At 37.0% G+C, this 17,073-nt stretch carries 17 protein-coding genes; 7 read left to right on the forward strand and 10 right to left on the reverse strand.

Annotated features, from left to right (window positions below; translation table 11 throughout):
* Window positions 1-84: 84 nt before the first annotated feature.
* On the reverse strand, window positions 85-318 hold the full coding sequence (gene hfq / locus ACFYKT_RS01820; RefSeq protein ID WP_389214569.1) for an RNA chaperone Hfq: 234 nt from the start codon (window positions 316-318) through the stop codon (window positions 85-87).
* Window positions 319-346: 28 nt separating this feature from the next.
* Window positions 347-1,309, reverse strand: coding sequence for a tRNA (adenosine(37)-N6)-dimethylallyltransferase MiaA (gene miaA, locus ACFYKT_RS01825; RefSeq protein WP_389215394.1), 963 nt, complete (start codon window positions 1,307-1,309; stop codon window positions 347-349).
* A gap of 536 nt (window positions 1,310-1,845) precedes the next feature.
* On the opposite strand from miaA, the gene mreBH reads away from it, so the two are divergent.
* From mreBH to ACFYKT_RS01845, 4 genes are all read left to right on the forward strand, one after another.
* Window positions 1,846-2,853 carry a rod-share determining protein MreBH gene (mreBH, locus tag ACFYKT_RS01830; protein ID WP_389214572.1) on the forward strand — a complete coding sequence of 336 codons (1,008 nt, stop codon included), beginning with the start codon at window positions 1,846-1,848 and terminating at the stop codon, window positions 2,851-2,853.
* 244 nt (window positions 2,854-3,097) lie between these two features.
* Window positions 3,098-4,606 (forward strand): diguanylate cyclase domain-containing protein, encoded by a 1,509-nt coding sequence (locus ACFYKT_RS01835; RefSeq protein WP_389214575.1) that lies wholly within the window; start codon window positions 3,098-3,100, stop codon window positions 4,604-4,606.
* Window positions 4,607-4,750: 144 nt separating this feature from the next.
* Window positions 4,751-4,939 (forward strand): DUF4177 domain-containing protein, encoded by a 189-nt coding sequence (locus ACFYKT_RS01840; RefSeq protein WP_389214578.1) that lies wholly within the window; start codon window positions 4,751-4,753, stop codon window positions 4,937-4,939.
* A gap of 110 nt (window positions 4,940-5,049) precedes the next feature.
* Window positions 5,050-5,226, forward strand: a complete 177-nt coding sequence (locus ACFYKT_RS01845) for a hypothetical protein (RefSeq protein ID WP_389214581.1) — start codon at window positions 5,050-5,052, stop codon at window positions 5,224-5,226.
* Window positions 5,227-5,364: 138 nt separating this feature from the next.
* On the opposite strand, the gene mutL is transcribed toward ACFYKT_RS01845, so the two are convergent.
* The 5 genes from mutL to ACFYKT_RS01870 form a co-directional block, all read right to left on the reverse strand.
* Window positions 5,365-7,212 (reverse strand): DNA mismatch repair endonuclease MutL, encoded by a 1,848-nt coding sequence (mutL, locus tag ACFYKT_RS01850; RefSeq protein WP_389214584.1) that lies wholly within the window; start codon window positions 7,210-7,212, stop codon window positions 5,365-5,367.
* A 28-nt stretch (window positions 7,213-7,240) separates the two neighbouring features.
* Window positions 7,241-9,838, reverse strand: coding sequence for a DNA mismatch repair protein MutS (mutS, locus tag ACFYKT_RS01855; RefSeq protein ID WP_389214587.1), 2,598 nt, complete (start codon window positions 9,836-9,838; stop codon window positions 7,241-7,243).
* Between the two features lie 458 nt (window positions 9,839-10,296).
* A complete protein-coding gene (locus tag ACFYKT_RS01860) occupies window positions 10,297-10,914 on the reverse strand; it encodes a PH domain-containing protein (protein ID WP_389214590.1) in 618 nt (205 codons plus the stop codon).
* 112 nt (window positions 10,915-11,026) lie between these two features.
* Window positions 11,027-11,653 (reverse strand): LysE family translocator, encoded by a 627-nt coding sequence (locus ACFYKT_RS01865; RefSeq protein ID WP_389214592.1) that lies wholly within the window; start codon window positions 11,651-11,653, stop codon window positions 11,027-11,029.
* Window positions 11,654-11,777: 124 nt separating this feature from the next.
* Window positions 11,778-12,320, reverse strand: a complete 543-nt coding sequence (locus ACFYKT_RS01870; RefSeq protein WP_389214595.1) for an outer spore coat protein CotE — start codon at window positions 12,318-12,320, stop codon at window positions 11,778-11,780.
* 315 nt (window positions 12,321-12,635) lie between these two features.
* Between ACFYKT_RS01870 and ACFYKT_RS01875 the strand changes: the two genes are divergently transcribed.
* The 3 genes from ACFYKT_RS01875 to ACFYKT_RS01885 all read left to right on the forward strand — a co-directional run bounded on the left by ACFYKT_RS01875 (window position 12,636) and on the right by ACFYKT_RS01885 (window position 13,781).
* Window positions 12,636-13,031 carry a hypothetical protein gene (locus ACFYKT_RS01875; RefSeq protein WP_389214598.1) on the forward strand — a complete coding sequence of 132 codons (396 nt, stop codon included), beginning with the start codon at window positions 12,636-12,638 and terminating at the stop codon, window positions 13,029-13,031.
* A 34-nt stretch (window positions 13,032-13,065) separates the two neighbouring features.
* Window positions 13,066-13,365 (forward strand): hypothetical protein, encoded by a 300-nt coding sequence (locus tag ACFYKT_RS01880; protein ID WP_389214601.1) that lies wholly within the window; start codon window positions 13,066-13,068, stop codon window positions 13,363-13,365.
* A 74-nt stretch (window positions 13,366-13,439) separates the two neighbouring features.
* Window positions 13,440-13,781 carry a hypothetical protein gene (locus tag ACFYKT_RS01885; RefSeq protein WP_389214604.1) on the forward strand — a complete coding sequence of 114 codons (342 nt, stop codon included), beginning with the start codon at window positions 13,440-13,442 and terminating at the stop codon, window positions 13,779-13,781.
* A 100-nt stretch (window positions 13,782-13,881) separates the two neighbouring features.
* Here the strand turns inward: ACFYKT_RS01885 and ACFYKT_RS01890 are convergent, their stop codons facing one another.
* The 3 genes from ACFYKT_RS01890 to ACFYKT_RS01900 form a co-directional block, all read right to left on the reverse strand.
* On the reverse strand, window positions 13,882-14,313 hold the full coding sequence (locus tag ACFYKT_RS01890) for a RicAFT regulatory complex protein RicA family protein (RefSeq protein WP_389214607.1): 432 nt from the start codon (window positions 14,311-14,313) through the stop codon (window positions 13,882-13,884).
* A 1-nt stretch (window position 14,314) separates the two neighbouring features.
* Window positions 14,315-15,859 carry a tRNA (N6-isopentenyl adenosine(37)-C2)-methylthiotransferase MiaB gene (gene miaB / locus ACFYKT_RS01895; RefSeq protein ID WP_389214610.1) on the reverse strand — a complete coding sequence of 515 codons (1,545 nt, stop codon included), beginning with the start codon at window positions 15,857-15,859 and terminating at the stop codon, window positions 14,315-14,317.
* A 347-nt stretch (window positions 15,860-16,206) separates the two neighbouring features.
* The gene (locus ACFYKT_RS01900; protein ID WP_389214613.1) at window positions 16,207-17,073 is read right to left on the reverse strand and encodes a 2-oxoacid:ferredoxin oxidoreductase subunit beta; all 867 of its coding nucleotides are present in this window, start codon (window positions 17,071-17,073) and stop codon (window positions 16,207-16,209) included.

Below are 17,073 nucleotides of genomic sequence, written 5' to 3' on the forward strand. Positions count from 1 at the left end.
TTTTTTACAAGTATGCTTTTTAAAATAAAATAACCCGCTTCAAGGAAGCGGGTCTGTTACTTTTCATTTATATAACAAGAAAACCTATTGTTGGTTATCCATATCAAGCTGGACATTGCGCTGAGGAGCAAATGTTGAGATCGCATGTTTGTATACAAGCTGTTGCTTTCCTTCAGATTCAAATAGAACAGTAAAATTATCAAAGCCTTTGATTTGGCCTCTAATTTGAAATCCATTTAATAAAAATACAGTTACATTCGTATTATCCTTGCGTAGCTGATTTAAAAATTGATCTTGAATATTGATAGATGTTTTCATCCTTATATCCTCCTCTTTTATCTCTATACTATGTATTCGATTTAATTTGCAGCTTTCCTTCAATGGATATTGAAATTTCATCAAGTTTTTTTTCAAAATCGACTGAATCATTCACTTCTGACATATCAAACCAATTAACATCCATTTTGTTACGAAACCATGTTAGCTGCCTTTTTGCGTAGCGTCTTGAATTCTGCTTTAACTGTTCAATGGCTTCATCAAGTGAAACAAGATTATTGAAATATTCATAGATCTCCTTATAGCCAATCGCCTGAATGGATTGACAATCTCTTAACCCTAGTTGATATAATTTCTCAACTTCCTCAAGGAGACCTTCTTGAATCATTAAATTCACTCTTTTGTTGATTCGATCATACAATTTATCTCTGTCCATCGTTAAGCCAATCATCGCTGTTTGATACATCAGTTCTGGCTGTTGATTTTCCTGATACTCACTAACTGTTTTCCCAGTACAATGGTAGACTTCCAAAGCCCTTATAACCCTGCGGATATTATTCGGATGGATCTTCAAGGCACTTTCAGGGTCTACTTCCTTTAACTCCTGATAAAGTTTCTCATTTCCCTCGGTTTCCACTCTTTTTTCCAGTATTTCTCTAAAAGAATCATCGGACGGGACATCAGAAAATTGATAGTCATAAATGACTGACTGAATATATAAACCAGTACCACCAACAATCATTGGAATCTTATTTCTCTGTGTGATTTCGGTAATTTTTGATCGTACTAAATCTTGGAATTCCGCAACAGAAAATGGCTCTTCAGGATTTTTAATATCGATCAAGTGATGAGGGATCCCTTCCATTTCTCCATTTTTTATCTTTGCAGTACCAATATCCATCCCTTTATAAATTTGCATGGAATCACCGCTAATAATTTCGCCATTCCATCTTTTTGCCAGTTCAATACTTAATTTGGTCTTTCCTACAGCGGTTGGACCAATAAGCACAATAAGCTTATCTTTTTCGTTCAATCTGTTCACACTGCCTTTGCTACCTACTTTATTACCTTTTATTTCTTAGGCTGTTTTCGCAAACATTGCTGCTTAAATGAATTTGTAGAAGTTGATTTCCGCTCCAGGTCGCTCCCTTTCCGCGGGGTGGGCGCTGAGCCTCCTCGTCACTTACGCTCCTGCGGGGTCTCACCTTTCCCACTTCTCCCGCAGGAGTCTCGCACCTTCCGCTACAATCAACTAACCATATTTGTTCACGATTTACACTCACAACAATTATTCAAAAACAGCATCTGTTGCCCTCATCGTATCATAAAGGATTACTTTCGTCAGTTATTAGCCGTATGATTTCCATCATTTCATATTTAAGCATTATTAACACATTTCCATCTTCCTATTCAATTTTGCTAATGACTTTTCTTACGTGCCTATTTATCTAGATTAATGGATAAATCTTCTTCTTTCATTACAATTCATTAACGATTCAATAACAATCCATATTAGACACACTTAATCATGGTAACGTATAGAAATAAAGAAAATTAGGTGGGAAAAATATGATTGCATCTTATGAAATTGGAATTGATCTTGGAACTGCTAATATACTTGTCTATTTTAAAAATAAAGGAATAACCTATAATGAGCCTTCAGTTGTTGCTATTGATACAACAACCCAAAAGGTACTGGCAGTTGGACAAGAAGCAAAAGAAATGATTGGGAAAACACCCGGAAAAATTGTCGCTATTCGTCCGTTAAAGGATGGCGTAATCGCCGATTACCAAACAACAACGGAAATGCTTCGATATGTATTAGGAAAAGCAACAAAAAAAGCTGGATTTTCTATTAAAAAACCAAATGTCATCATCTGTACGCCTTCAGGCTCTACAAGTGTAGAGAGAAGAGCCATCCATGATGCTGTAAAAAATGCAGGCGCCAAGCAAGTTCACTTGATTGAAGAGCCAGTAGCAGCTGCCATTGGTGCAGACCTACCAGTAGATGAGCCTGTTGCAAATGTTGTCGTTGATATCGGCGGCGGATCCACAGAAGTAGCGATTATTTCATACGGCGGAGTTGTAGCTTGCCACTCCATTCGTATTGGCGGGGACAAGCTTGACGATGATATTATTCAATATGTTCGAAAAGAATTCAATGTCCTTATTGGAGAAAGAACAGCTGAGCAAGTGAAAATTGAAATTGGTTACGCTCTTGTTGACCATGATGAATTAAAAATGGAGATTCGAGGACGGGATCTTGTAACTGGTCTTCCAAAGACAATCACCTTGTCTTCTTATAAAATCCGCGATGCTATGAAGGAATCACTGCTGCATATTCTCGAGGCCATCCGTGCAACTTTAGAAGATAGTCCAGCCGAATTAAGTGGGGATATTGTTGATAGAGGTGTGGTGCTATCTGGAGGCGGAGCTCTTATTAATGGATTGAAAGATTGGATTGCAAGTGAAATTTTCGTACCTGTCCATCTAGCTCCTAGCCCACTTGAATCTGTTGCGATTGGCACAGGGAAGGCTTTAAAATATATCGGAAAGCTGCAAACAGCAGTGAAGTAAAAACCCATAATAACAACATAAAAAAAACCAGGGTGGGAATAAATTATTCCCACCCTGGTTTTTTATTAATTACAACAATTTATTATTAAATAAATTACTCTTCCATTTCAAAAAATAAATATTTTTATGACTTTTCTCCTTTTTAATAGATATTTTTACCTATTAAATTGTAAAAATGGACATATTTTCATAGCTATTATGTTAGAATAGTTCTAAATTAACTATTCAGCAAAGGAAGTTTATTATGTTAAAGGATTTTGTATTGAATGGGACCATCCTTATTTCCGTATTCTCAATCTTTGGCAGCCTTCAAAAAAAACATCATTTTAATCAACACTCTCCATTTAGAATTAAGTTCATTTGGGGCATTTTATTTGGATTATTAGGTGTCTTATTAATGTTCTATAGTATAAAAATAGATGCAAATACAATTGCTGATTTAAGGCATTTGGCAACTGTTTTTGCAGCAGCGATGGGAGGAATGTTGCCAGCTCTCATTTCAGCATTTGTCATCAGTGTGGGACGCATCCTACTTTTCGGAGTCAGTCAATCATCCTTAGTTGCTGCCATCCTTATGATCGTCATAGGTATTTCCTGTGGTTTGATGTCAAGAATGAAGCTCTCTTTCCTTCATCGATCCTTTTGGATGAATATTGTTTCATTACTTATCATTTCATCCTCTTTCTATATAAATATTAAAGATGATGAAAAATTACTTCAAATTTTCATTTTTCATTTTACAATTTCTCTAATAGGTGGTCTATTCGCTTTTCAAATTATCCAATACTATAAAAATTCGAATAAAAACTTATACAAGCTAAAGATAAGTGAACAAAATTATAGACAATTAGCAAATCAATATCAGTCAGTTGTTAATAATGTGAAAGAGGTTATATATCAAACAAATGAAAAGGGAGATTGGACCTTTCTAAACCCTTCATGGACGGAAATTACAGGCTTCACTGTTGTAGAAAGTATCGGGAAAAATTATGCCGATTACGTTTACACTAGTGATCAGGGCAATCCTAAAGACCAATATCAATCATTCCCAATCGAAAAAGGACATAAGAAATACGAGATCCGAGTCATCACCAAAGAAGGTGGATTTAAATGGCTCGAGGTTTATTCGCGATTCTCATACGATGAGCATGGTAATCTTGCTGGTACTTTAGGTACTTTATATGATATAAGCGATCGAAAGAAGATGGAGGAGGAACTAACAGCAGCTTCCATTATTGATGGTTTAACTGGAATTTCAAACCGACGGCATTTTAACGACATGATTACTCAAAAATGGAAAAGCTGTCTAAGAAGCAAAAAGGAACTTTCATTAATCATGCTTGATATTGATTATTTTAAGCTATATAACGATACATATGGTCACCAAGTTGGAGATGAATGTATAAGACATGTTGCTCAAACAATTAGTCATGTTCTTATGAGGCCAGATGACGCCGTCTTCCGCTACGGCGGTGAAGAGTTTGCCGTTATTTTGCCTGAAACGAATGCAGAAGGAGCGGAAGTTGTAGCCAATAATATATGCCTTTCGCTAGCAGATTTAAACCTCCCACATCATACTTCAAAAGTTAGTTCATTGGTGACAGTAAGTATTGGATTAGCTACCGTTAAGCCACAGCCAGCACAAAGCTATAATGATTTAATCAATCAAGCGGATAAAGCCCTTTATATGGCAAAGGGTTTGGGGAGGAATTGCGTTAGGCATTATAGAGACTTTATTGAATTACATATATAATAGTAAAAAATGGTAGTCTTTATAAATGCCCCTATTTCACAGTAAATGGAGAACCACCTTAATAATTCCTGTGATTCAATATGAAACTATTTTTCTTATTTTTTCGTATATTAAATAACACAACTAATCCAAGAGGTGACAGTAATGTACGAATACAAATTTGTTAAAATCGAACTAAGTAGTTGGAGCAGTAAACCTAAGGAAGATTATCAAGACATAATTCACCAATACGCCTCCCAAGGTTGGAGATTTGTTCAAATATTTGCTCCTTCAACTAAGGGATATGGTTCCGCTGCCTATTTTGAATTGATTTTTGAGAGAGCCCTTAATTAGATTCGAATAGGTGTTTCTTTTTTAGAAACATAATAATCCTTTTGATAAATTAATTTCCACCAATTGACAAATATGACTATTCAAAGTTAGGATAGCAATGAGGTGATATTATGCTTTCATTTCTTTGTATAATTACAGGTGCTGTCGTTGGGTTTATGCTTTATGAATTTCCTGGTATTTTATTAGGCGCAATTTTTGGTATTCTTGTTTTCATCGCTCATCAACTAGATTTAATTATTCATAATCTAAAAAAACAAAATTCTTCAAGTAATGGACCTAAATTATAGGTCTCTTTTTATGCAACATTCTATCTCCTTTTCTTTGGCATCTGCAGAAAACTTTTCAAAAGCATTCAAAAAGTGGTCAACTCATTAAAAAAAGCAATAGAAAACCTTATTATATCAAGGGTTCTCTATTGCTTTATCTTACATCACCCGTTTAAACATCTTCTCCATCTCATATATTGAATATTGAATAATGATTGGACGTCCATGCGGGCATGTGAAAGGGTCAGTTGTTTGTCTTAGTTCATCAAGCAATGCTTGAATTTCATCATTTCTTAAGTGATGATTGGCCTTGATAGAAGCTTTGCAGCTCATCATTATGGCTGCTTCTTCTCTAAGCTTTTTAATATCAACTCTTTTCATAGAAAGAAGCTGTTCAATCATATCTTCAATGATTTCTTGCTCTTCTCCTTTTGGAAGCCATTGCGGATGGGAACGGATGATAAAGCTATTGTGGCCGAAAGGTTCAAGGAAAACGCCGACCTTTTCCAGTTCGCCTTTGTACTCATCAATTTTAATATAGTCATCGGTGGAGTATTCAAAGGTAAGTGGAATTAGCATTTCTTGAAGCTCACTTTCCACCTGGCCAACTTTTTCTTTGAAATATTCATATTTAATCCGTTCCTGTGCAGCATGCTGATCGATAATATATAGCCCTTTGTCATTCTGTGCAAAGATATATGTTCCATGCATTTGGCCAATTGGATATAAAGGAGGAACCCGTGATGCTTCCACTCGATTGGGTTGATCAATATAAGACATAGATTCAATGACTTCTTCGCTGTCTAAGACAAAATCATCATCTCTATGCACAGGTACATTCATTTCAATTGGATGAACGAATCTTTCGTCTGCCCACGTCTTATTCTCTACATGATTTTCACGAATATAGGATGTAGTTCTTTCCGTAGAAAAATCCTTAGCAGGTACATGGTCCAACTCAAGAAAGGTTTGTTCCTCTTTAGGCTTTATCGATTTGGGCTCGGTAAAGCCTGTCGGGATTAATTCTTGTGATTTAAATGTATTTCGTATCGCTCCCGACACAAGCTCATTTAATTCCTGTTCCTTACTAAGGCGAACTTCCATTTTCGATGGATGTACATTTACATCGACTAATAACGGATCCATTTCAATATTTAATAATACAACCGGATAACGTCCAATCGGTAATAAAGTATGATAACCATCCTGAATTGCCTTTGCAAGCGGATAATTTTTAATAAATCTTCCATTAATCATTGTTGAAATATAATTACGAGATGCTCGAGTAATTTCCGGTAATGCGGCGTAACCACTTATTCGAAAGTCTAGTGAGCTAGCCTCAATGGGAACCATCTTCTTTACAACATTCATCCCATAAATAGCTGCTAATACTTGGCGGACATCGCCATTTCCATTCGTATGCAACAGCTTACGGTCGTTATGAATAAGACGGAAAGAGACTTCAGGATGAGCAAGAGCAAGTCGATTAACAACGTCTGTTATGTTCCCCAGCTCTGTATGAATTGTTTTCATATATTTCAGCCGTGCTGGAGTATTGAAAAAGAGGTCAGTCATTGTCAAATCTGTTCCTTTTCTTCCTGGTGCTTTTTCCACACTTTCTACCTTTCCACCTTCTACTCGAACTCTAGTTCCAATATCGCCTGTAGAGGTTTTTAAATCAATTCTAGAAACAGAGGCAATACTTGGCAATGCCTCCCCACGGAAACCGAGTGTGCGTATTCGAAAAAGGTCGGTTTCATCCTTGATTTTACTTGTGGCATGGCGCAAAAAGGCTGTTAGAACATCCTCTTCCTCAATGCCATCTCCATTATCAATGATTCGTATTTTGGCAAGCCCTGCCTCTTCCGTCTCAATTTCAATAATTGTACTTCCAGCATCAATCGAATTTTCAACTAGTTCTTTTACGACAGATGCTGGTCTTTCCACTACCTCTCCAGCAGCGATTTTATTCGATAATGCGTCATCAAGCTGGATAATTTTGACCAATTGCCAGCACCTCCCCTGCTTTGATTGTTTACCCTTTTAACTTTTTATGAAGCTCATATAAGGTATTTAATGCTTGCATTGGTGTCATATCTAAAATATCTATCTCTTTCACTTTTTCGATTATCCGCTTTTCTTTTGAGCTTAAGGATGCTGATTTTGTCTTTGCTGGCTCTTCAAAGAAAGAAAGCTGTGCGTCCGGCTCTTCAATTTTCTTTGGTTCAATTACAGGAATACTACGCATCGACACTTCGTCCTTTTGTTCAAGTCCTGTCAAAATTTCATTCGCTCTTATAATTAGCTCTTCAGGCAATTCTGCCAGCTGTGCTACATGAATTCCATAGCTCTTATCGGCTGCCCCCTCTTTAATCTTATGGAGGAACACAACTTTGCCATTTTGCTCAATCGCACTAACATGAACATTTTTCAGCTTGCTAAGTTCATCTTCTAATACGGTCAATTCATGGTAATGAGTAGAAAATAATGTTTTCGCACCTGTTCGATTATGAATATACTCAATAATCGCCTGTGCAAGCGCCATTCCATCGTATGTGGATGTACCCCGGCCAATTTCATCAAATAGAATGAGACTGTCTTTCGTTGCATTCACAATCGCATTCCGTGCTTCAAGCATTTCAACCATAAACGTACTCTGACCAGAGATTAAATCGTCAGCCGCTCCGATTCTAGTAAAAACCTGATCAAAAAGCGGCAGAATAGCTTCTGAAGCTGGCACATAACAGCCAATTTGTGCAAGGATCGCTGTTAAGGCAATTTGCCTCATATACGTACTTTTCCCCGACATATTTGGGCCAGTTATAAGCAATAATTCTCTATCTGCATCCATATAACACTCATTAGGGACATATTCCTGTGCATTCATTACTTTTTCAACAACAGGGTGACGACCGTCTTTAATCATAATTCTGCGATCTTTGGAAAACGAAGGCTTCACATAATACCTTTCTTCGCTGACTGTTGCAAAGCATTGCAGTACATCAAGCTCACTAACCGACTTTGCCAAAGTCTGCAATCTTGGAATAAATCCCTTCACTTGCTCACGCAAAGCAGTAAACAGCTCATATTCGAGTTCAACACTTTTCTCTTCCGCTTGCAAAATGAGTGCTTCTTTTTCTTTTAGTTCAGGTGTGATAAAGCGTTCTGCATTCGTTAATGTCTGCTTCCGCTCATATCGCCCTTCTTCTAATAGATGTAAATTCGCTCTTGTTACTTCTATATAATAACCGAACACACGATTATAGCCGACCTTTAATGATTTGATCCCTGTTTTCTCTCGTTCCTGCCTCTCAAGCTGTGCAATCCATGTCTTCCCATTTCTTGTCGCATCACGATATTGATCCAGTAAGGCATGGTAGCCATCCTTGATCATATTGCCATCCTTGATAGACAGTGGAGGATTTTCGACAATTGCCTGATCTAGCAGGTCAACCACTTCTTCACATGCATCAAGTTGTTCAGACAGCCGATTCGCCTCTTCATTCGGAAGCTTTTTAAGCAACTCTTTTAATAGCGGAATTTGTAGTAATGAACGTTGTAACTGCACTAAATCACGTGCATTCACATTACCAAATGCCACTCTCCCAGAAAGTCGTTCAAGATCATATACTTCCTTCAGCCTCTCTCTTAATTCCTCACGCTCAAAGAATGACATAATAAAGGTTTCAACAAGTTTCTGACGGCGAATGATTTCATTCTCATCTACAAGTGGCCTATCTATCCATTGCTTCAGCAGTCTTCCGCCCATCGCGGTTTTTGTTTCATCAAGAAGCCATAGCAAGGAGCCTTTTTTGCCCTTTGAACGAATCGTTTCTGTCAGCTCCAGATTCCGCTTGGAGAAATAATCAATTTTCATATACTGATGGGTTTGATACATTGATACCTTCTGCAAATGATCTAAACTTCTCTTTTGCGTTCGATATAAATAGTTAAATAGTCTTGAAGTCGTTTGTAGGAGCTTGTCCTGATTGATCCCTTCTAATAAAGAATGATAGCTTTCCTTAGTGGAGCAATCATCTTCAATTGATAGCGTCATTACTGAGCGTTCTTTAATTTTCCGCTGCCACTCATTATTAAAATCAGCTGCAATCACAAGTTCCTTTGCACCTGACAGTGAAAGTTCATTTAATACTTCATCAAAGCTTGAACTAAGCATGGTGACTTTTGTTTCACCTGTTGACAGATCATTATAAGCAAAACCAAATGATTCTTCATCAAAATAAGTAATGGAAGCTATATAATTATTTTCCTTTTCATGTAGGCCTTTGCCTTCCATCATTGTACCTGGGGTGATAAGTTGAACGACCTCTCTGCGAACCACACCTTTTGCCTGTTTTGGGTCTTCTGTCTGTTCACAAATGGCCACTTTATACCCGCGTTCAACTAATTGTTCAATATATTGAGCGGCAGAGTGATGCGGCACCCCACACATCGGAATTCGCTCTTCTGAACCGCCTTCTCTGCTCGTTAATGTAATCTCTAATTCCTGTGAAGCTTTGATGGCATCCTCAAAGAACATCTCATAAAAATCACCCAGTCGAAAAAATAAAAAGGCATCTTTGCAGTCTGCCTTTACTCTTAAATATTGCTGTATCATTGGCGTATATGACATCGTATCCTCCAAATTATCAAATGAAACTTTTTTATTAGGCTGTTTTCTCAAACATTGTTGCTAATCAAACATGGTTTGGTAGTGGTTGATTTGCGCTCCAGGTTACTCGCTTTCCGTGGGGTGGGCGGTGAGCCTCCTCAGCGCTAAAGCGCCTGCGGGGTCTCACCTGTCCCACTACTCCCACAGGAGTCTCGCAACCTTCCGCTCCAATCAACTAGTCTTTTTGAGAAATAGAAAATTTATTCAAAAACAACAATCTATTAGAAAAGAGCCTTTTATTATAAAATAAATTGTTGGTAGGCATATTGAACAAGCCTTTATAACGCACTAGTTGTATACCGACCGACATTTACAAATTTGTTGTTATTTTTATATTATATCATAAACTATCGTTTAAGTTAGTTTGTCAAAACATAGAAAAGCAGCATCTTATATATAAGATACTGCCTCCCTTAGAATTAATTATTAATATATTTTTCAAATACAAATCCAAAATCTTTCACATTATATTTCTTTCTGCTGTTCATCAGCCAGTTAAATGCCGTTTCATTTAATACTCTGAAATTGTCTACGAAATTATTATCCTGTGGAACAGCGGAACGACTGAATGTAGTTGAAGTTAATTCCAGACTCTTTTCAGCATATGACATGGATACTTCATTTTCATGGCAAATTTCTGAAATACGAATAAGTGCTTTATATAAATCTTTCAATTCTTCAATATGTTTCTTATGAACATCAATAGAAAAATGGTCTGATCCGATCACAAACTTGATCTCTACATCTAAATCCACTGTGCCTGCTGTCTCAAGCATCACATTTGAAATAGTATGCTCTTTATAAGCGTACCGTTTTAAAGTCCGTTTTTTGCTTATTGCACTTGTACCATCTAAATGAATTAATGCCTTATTTGTAAAGCAATACTCATCAGACTTCGATTTAATTAAGAAATAAATCTTTTCATTGTCTTCATGAAGAACATAATCATCCGCATCCACTTTATCATAATCAACAGGTTTTATTACACTTCCAACATCACTAAGCCCTAATACATCTGAAGCCACTCTTTTGAACATTCCCCTACCTCCTTGCATTACTTACTATGATATTTTAGCACAGAGAGGAAGAAAATGGGATCATTTTATAAAAATATAGCTTGATCACAATGTAGTTGAATTCGCTTGAATCCTACTGCTTTTCTAGGGCTAATTTTAGCCCAAATAGAATGAGTACTCCTCCTGTTAAACCTTCTACAACTCTTAATGTGGATGGCTTTTTCATAAAATCACTTACAAAATTAATTAAATTAATATAGAAGAAAAACCATATCAATGTTAATAAGGTATAAGTTAAGCCCAGTGTCAAAAATTCTACAAAAGCATTATTTCCCGTTCCAGCAAATTGAGGCAAAAACGTTAAAAAGAAAACAGCCACTTTGGGATTTAATATATTCGTAAGGAATCCTTGTTTAAAGTTTGATTGACTTGAATATTTATTTTCTTGACCATTTTCCTGAATGGCTATTGGCTGTTTTTTCAAAATATAGACCATTGATTTACACCCTAGATAAATAAGGTAGACCGCACCTGCATATTTAAGGATCGAAAATAGGAAAGCTGACTTGACAATTAGTGCAGATAAGCCGAACACGGCTGCGAGTGTATGAATCAATAATGCAACTAGCGTACCTAAAGTTGTTTGCATTCCAGCTGCTTTTTTCTTCGAAATGGTATTTTTCGTAATGATCGCTGTATCAGGACCTGGCAAAATAATTAACATAATAGCCATAAAAATAAACAGAAAATAATTTTCCATCCAATATCCGACCTCCTCTAAAAAATATTGAAATTTCCATCCATTATAATCTAAATTTACAGAAAATTAAACAAAAATCTGTTTATCTGCAAAGAAAAAACTAGGAAGCAAAACCTCCTAGTTATTACTCTTCTTCATCACATACTAAGAAATCTGGATTTAAATCTTCAAATTCTTCATCATCAACTTCGAATCCCCATTCATCGTCACAATCACATTTGTCATGGTGTACGGCTACACATACCTTCGTTTCACCGATCACCTCAACAAGAAATTCTCTTTCCACATGAACGATGATACGATTTCCATTTGGTGAAATCACACATTCACAGCAGTTTGGCTGCTGCAAGACACGTGCGACGACTTCATGGTCATCAAGGCAATCAGGGTCACGGTATTTTAGTTTAATGACATCTTTATAGTCAACTCGTTCGGTAACAACCTCTGTTTTTGTATTATTATCGAATGAATACCAAACGTTAATGTCATAGTAACCGCATACCTCGACTGTTTTTCCGACCTTTTTCGCCTCGTACGTATGGTTTATAATCCAGCAGCCAAGGATGCTTGACGGTTGGTGTTTAGGGCAGATCGTATGATTGGACTGGGTGAACTTTCGTCCTTTTGCAACGACCGCCTTTGTTATTATCTCTCTGTATTCTCCCATTGCGAGCGAACCTCCTCATTCATTTTCAATTCATCCTATGCGGGATATTAGACTAGTGTGCGATATTTCTTGATGAATGTTAGGTAAAAGTATTGGCATAGTTCATAGTATGCTTTTTCAGGGCGAATGTGCCATTTAGAAAAATGCTGCACATTTTTTCTTGAGTTGGGAGGTGAAAATTGATGAAATCAGCGCGAAAACTGATATCTTTACATATTCGAGTAAACAAAAAATATATGTTTGTCCTAATTCAATTGCGGATACAGCTTGGCTATTTCACCAATATAATACATTAACGAGAAGGAGGTGAGCAGGATGGCCAACCTAGACAAATCTAATTTGAAAATTAGCGTCAATGGAAAAGAATTAAATGGAGAAAAAGCAAGGGAATATGCAGAAAAAATAACAAAAACTGTATCAGAGTCTTTCAGCGGACTCTTATCAAATAATCTAGGAAATTTAACTTCTAAGACAATGAACGGGAACTTTTCAAATATGCTAAAACCATTTAACAATTTAAATAGTCTGTTAAAACAAAGTTCATCGGTTAATCCAGGAATCCAAAATATGATCCCAGCACTTAGTAAGATGCTGCCTGTTTTTGAGACATCTGATGATCATAAGAAGCTTAAGCTTTCTTTAAATGGGGTATCTTTACTCGATATTGATCTGACTGATCTGACTAGTAATAACTCCAAGGAAGAGGAGTAATTCTTAATTCCATACTTTGGAGGAGGTGAAAATTATGTTATCAAATAGATGCTATGAGAATACTCAGCCTGATGTTGTCCAGCCAGACCAAAGTATTGTTAATGGAGTCAGCAGTAATGGGGATGCATTCAAAGCATTTACATTCGCTGCACAAGGAAACAGCCCCCAAGTCAATCTTCCAATACAAGTACCTGTTTCACTTGGCGGGTTTGCTGTAAATGCGTCCTTAATCAACATCCCAATCCTATCCGCTCAATTTAATATTGCAAACGGCGGGGATTCCCAAGCCATTTCAGTAAACAACGCAAACCAAGTAGAAAGCAACCATTCATAGAAAAGCGAAAGCGCCTTGTATGCACAAAAGCAATAGAATAACAGATTTGTCCAAAAAGAAGGGAGGTAGGAAAATTGCTTGATAAAAAGAAATTACAATTGGATCCTGAGGTACTCAAACAACTTGGAGTACCAGAAGAGCTGCTGGAAATGGCTGCCGAAGCGGGTATACCGTCCATCAATAACCACGCTGCCGGTGGCATGGGTGGACGTGCCATCAGTTTAACTTACGTTGATAATTATTCAACCTTGCTTCTCGTTTACACCTTCCTTCTCAACTTTTTGGGCAATGATTCAAATCAAAAGGGCACGAACCTATTAAATGAGTCTCTTCTTTCCACACTAAATGCTGCTTTGTTAGAGCAGCAAGAATATCGAAAAGAATTTTTGAACGCCGTAGAATTGCTTAGAAAATAACTTGCCTCCACAACCCAATGCAGGCAACCATACCTCCTTTTTAACTATATAAAAAACCCCTAGGACTAGATCGCCAACTAGCCTTAGGGGTTTTTCTGGATTAATGATGATTTGAACATTCACTATTTTGAACTTGTGAGCCTGTTTCACCGCTCAATAGGTCGCCACCAGTTGAAGTAATAACTTCATCTGTTACTGTGTTAGAAATGGCATTAGCAACTAATTGCAGCAATTCGTTCACTTCAATTTGAGATTGCTTGAATTCTTGTACAACCGGGATGGCATCCAGTTCATTTTGAAGTGTTTCCATTTTATCTTCTGTCTTTTTCAAAGCTTCTTTCTTTCCAAAGTGCTGTAAGTTTACAGCTTGTTTTTGCAAACCTTTAATGTTTGCAATGGTTGCACGCACTTTTTCATTTTCATTAATTTGTCCCTCTGCGCGTTTAAAGAATTCTACTTCTTCTGTTTCTGCTATCATTCTTGCAAGATCTTTTGCTCGTGCAACGATATCATCTTTTGTATATTTCGCCATTTTACTCCACCTCAACTACATTTAGTTCTTCTATCATTTCTCCGTTTAATGACCATGTTTTCGTATCGGTAATTTTCACCTTAACAATCTTACCAATTGCTGATTTTGGTCCAATAAAGTTAACAAGCTTACTTTTTCTTGTATAGCCGGCTAAGACGTCTGGGTTGTTTTTGCTTTCACCTTCAACAAGAACTTCAACCGTTTGACCATTATATTTCTTCATCGCTTCAGCAGAAAGTTCTTTTACAACTGCATTTAGGCGTTGCAGTCTTTCCTTTTTCACTTCCATTGGAACATTATCCTGCATTTGAGCCGCAGGTGTCCCTTCCCGAGGTGAATAGATGAATGTGTATGCAGATTCATAGCCTACTTCACGGTACAAAGATATCGTTTCTTCAAATTGCTCATCCGTCTCATTTGGATAACCAACAATAATATCAGTCGTAAACGTTGCACCTGGAACCGCTGCCTTAATCTTTCGAATAAGCTCTAAGTAGTGTTCTCTAGTGTATTTGCGTGCCATAATCTTAAGCACTTCATTTGAACCAGATTGGACTGGTAAATGAATATGCTCGACTAGATTTCCGCCTTTTGCTAATACTTCAATAAGGTGATCATCAAAATCACGTGGATGACTTGTTGTAAAACGAATACGCGGGATATCGATCTTACGGATTTCATCCATAAGGTCACCTAATCCGTATTTCATATCTTCGAAGTCTTTCCCGTATGCATTCACGTTTTGACCGAGAAGTGTGATTTCTTGATATCCCTGTGCGGCTAATTGTCTAACCTCTTGAATGATATCTTCTGGTCGTCGGCTTCGTTCCTTTCCACGTGTGAATGGGACGATACAATACGTACAGAACTTATCACAGCCATACATGATATTTACCCAAGCTTTGATTTTGCCTTGGCGCACTTTTGGAAGATTTTCAATGACGTCGCCTTCTTTAGACCATACTTCAACAACCATTTCCTTTGACATATATGCTTCATGCAATATATTAGGAAGACGGTGGATATTATGAGTACCAAAGATGATATCCACTTGATCGTATGTTTTTAGAATTTTGTTAACGACTGATTCTTCTTGAGACATACATCCGCAGACACCTAAAAGCAGATCTGGTTTCTCCTTTTTTAGATGTTTTAAATGGCCAAGCTCACCAAATACTTTATTCTCAGCATTTTCACGTACCGCACATGTATTTAACAAGATGACATTCGCATCTTCGACAGAATCAGTTGGTTCATATCCAAGACTTAAAAAGATTCCAGCCATTACTTCTGTATCATGTTCATTCATTTGACAGCCATAGGTGCGAATATAAAATTTACGTCCTAAACCCATCCCGCGAAATTCTTCAGGTATGCCAAAATCATTATGATACTTTACTTCTTCTTTTCCACGCTTTTTTGCTTCCTTCAAGGATGGCGGTGTATATACTGCTTCAAAGTACTTGCTGTAATCCTTTTCAGAGTTATTGTCTGATGGATTAGCTGTCTGCACTTGTTGACCTTCTAGTCGTTGTTTTTCATTCATATGTTTGTCCCCTTTCTTTATTGATGTATTGAGAAAATATCTATTGTTATTTTCATTCATCTATAATAAAAAAATCTTGTAGGATCAAGTGAACGCCTACACACATTACTATAGTATAAAGCCTTTATGGTCTGAAAACAACAGAAATCCTCTCTCGGGGCAAATGCACACGGACGATTATCAATTATTGATAATCAAATACTATGTAACCTATTCACAAATAATAATATTATACGAATTTAGTGAATTTGAACGTGATAATTATCACATAATGATGAAGGTATATGAAAATACCGTTAAAAAACAGAAAAAGCTCAGAAATTAATTCTGAGCTGCTTTCTTTTATATTACATAAATTCTTCAACAAGCTTATCAAAATGGGCTTGATCTAAGTTAAGATCGGCATGAACTAGAGGGGTTTTAGAATATCCACCCAATAGTTCCTGGTATGATTTACGTGCTGTATCTTGATAGATAAGACCTGTTACTAAGCCATTATGCTTCATTAATGTTTGCATAGCCATCTCTTTGTTAGAAGAATCATAGCCTTCAACATCACTTAATTTTGTTAGGTTTTCCTTAAACCAATCATAAGTGTTTACTTTATTATAAGTAACACAAGGACTGAATACGTTAATTAAAGAGAAGCCATCGTGATTAATACCAGCCTCGATTAATGCCGTTAAATCCTTCAGGTCCGTAGAAAAGCTTTGTGCTACAAATGTCGCACCAGCAGTTAATGCCATTTCCATTGGTGCAATGGCTTGTTCAATTGAACCTTCAGGTGTAGATTTTGTTTTAAAACCAGTAGCTGATCTTGGTGATGTTTGACCCTTTGTTAAACCATAGATTTGGTTATCCATTACAATATAAGTAATATTCACATTTCGGCGGATTGCATGGATTGTATGACTCATCCCAATCGCATACCCGTCCCCATCACCACCAGAAGCGATAACAGTTAAATCACGGTTAGCCATTTTTACACCTGTCGCTATTGGAAGAGAACGTCCATGAATTCCATGTAAACCGTAAGAATTAATATATCCGGAAATACGTCCTGAACAGCCAATTCCTGAAATAACAGCTAAGTTTTCAGGTTCAAGTCCTACATTTGCTGCAGCACGCTGGATAGCTGCCTGCACGGAGAAATCTCCACAACCAGGGCACCAGTTTGGTTTTACATTATTACGAAAATCTTTAAATGTTGACAT

Origin of the sequence: Cytobacillus mangrovibacter (assembly GCF_042865275.1) — a bacterium.
Lineage (GTDB): Bacteria > Bacillota > Bacilli > Bacillales > Cytobacillaceae > Cytobacillus > Cytobacillus mangrovibacter.

Bases quoted from the DNA above. Each gene is read 5' to 3' on its own strand.
- ACFYKT_RS01890 (WP_389214607.1), bottom strand. From the start codon at position 14,313: ATGGCGAAATATACAAAAGATGATATCGTTGCACGAGCAAAAGATCTT.
- ACFYKT_RS01870 (WP_389214595.1), bottom strand. From the start codon at position 12,320: ATGGGAGAATACAGAGAGATAATAACAAAGGCGGTCGTTGCAAAAGGA.
- ACFYKT_RS01860 (WP_389214590.1), bottom strand. From the start codon at position 10,914: ATGTTCAAAAGAGTGGCTTCAGATGTATTAGGGCTTAGTGATGTTGGA.
- mreBH (WP_389214572.1), top strand. From the start codon at position 1,846: ATGATTGCATCTTATGAAATTGGAATTGATCTTGGAACTGCTAATATA.
- ACFYKT_RS01835 (WP_389214575.1), top strand. From the start codon at position 3,098: ATGTTAAAGGATTTTGTATTGAATGGGACCATCCTTATTTCCGTATTC.
- ACFYKT_RS01840 (WP_389214578.1), top strand. From the start codon at position 4,751: ATGTACGAATACAAATTTGTTAAAATCGAACTAAGTAGTTGGAGCAGT.
- miaB (WP_389214610.1), bottom strand. From the start codon at position 15,859: ATGAATGAAAAACAACGACTAGAAGGTCAACAAGTGCAGACAGCTAAT.
- ACFYKT_RS01880 (WP_389214601.1), top strand. From the start codon at position 13,066: ATGTTATCAAATAGATGCTATGAGAATACTCAGCCTGATGTTGTCCAG.
- ACFYKT_RS01845 (WP_389214581.1), top strand. From the start codon at position 5,050: ATGCTTTCATTTCTTTGTATAATTACAGGTGCTGTCGTTGGGTTTATG.
- ACFYKT_RS01900 (WP_389214613.1), bottom strand. From the start codon at position 17,073: ATGTCAACATTTAAAGATTTTCGTAATAATGTAAAACCAAACTGGTGC.
- ACFYKT_RS01875 (WP_389214598.1), top strand. From the start codon at position 12,636: ATGGCCAACCTAGACAAATCTAATTTGAAAATTAGCGTCAATGGAAAA.
- ACFYKT_RS01865 (WP_389214592.1), bottom strand. From the start codon at position 11,653: ATGGAAAATTATTTTCTGTTTATTTTTATGGCTATTATGTTAATTATT.
- hfq (WP_389214569.1), bottom strand. From the start codon at position 318: ATGAAAACATCTATCAATATTCAAGATCAATTTTTAAATCAGCTACGC.
- mutS (WP_389214587.1), bottom strand. From the start codon at position 9,838: ATGTCATATACGCCAATGATACAGCAATATTTAAGAGTAAAGGCAGAC.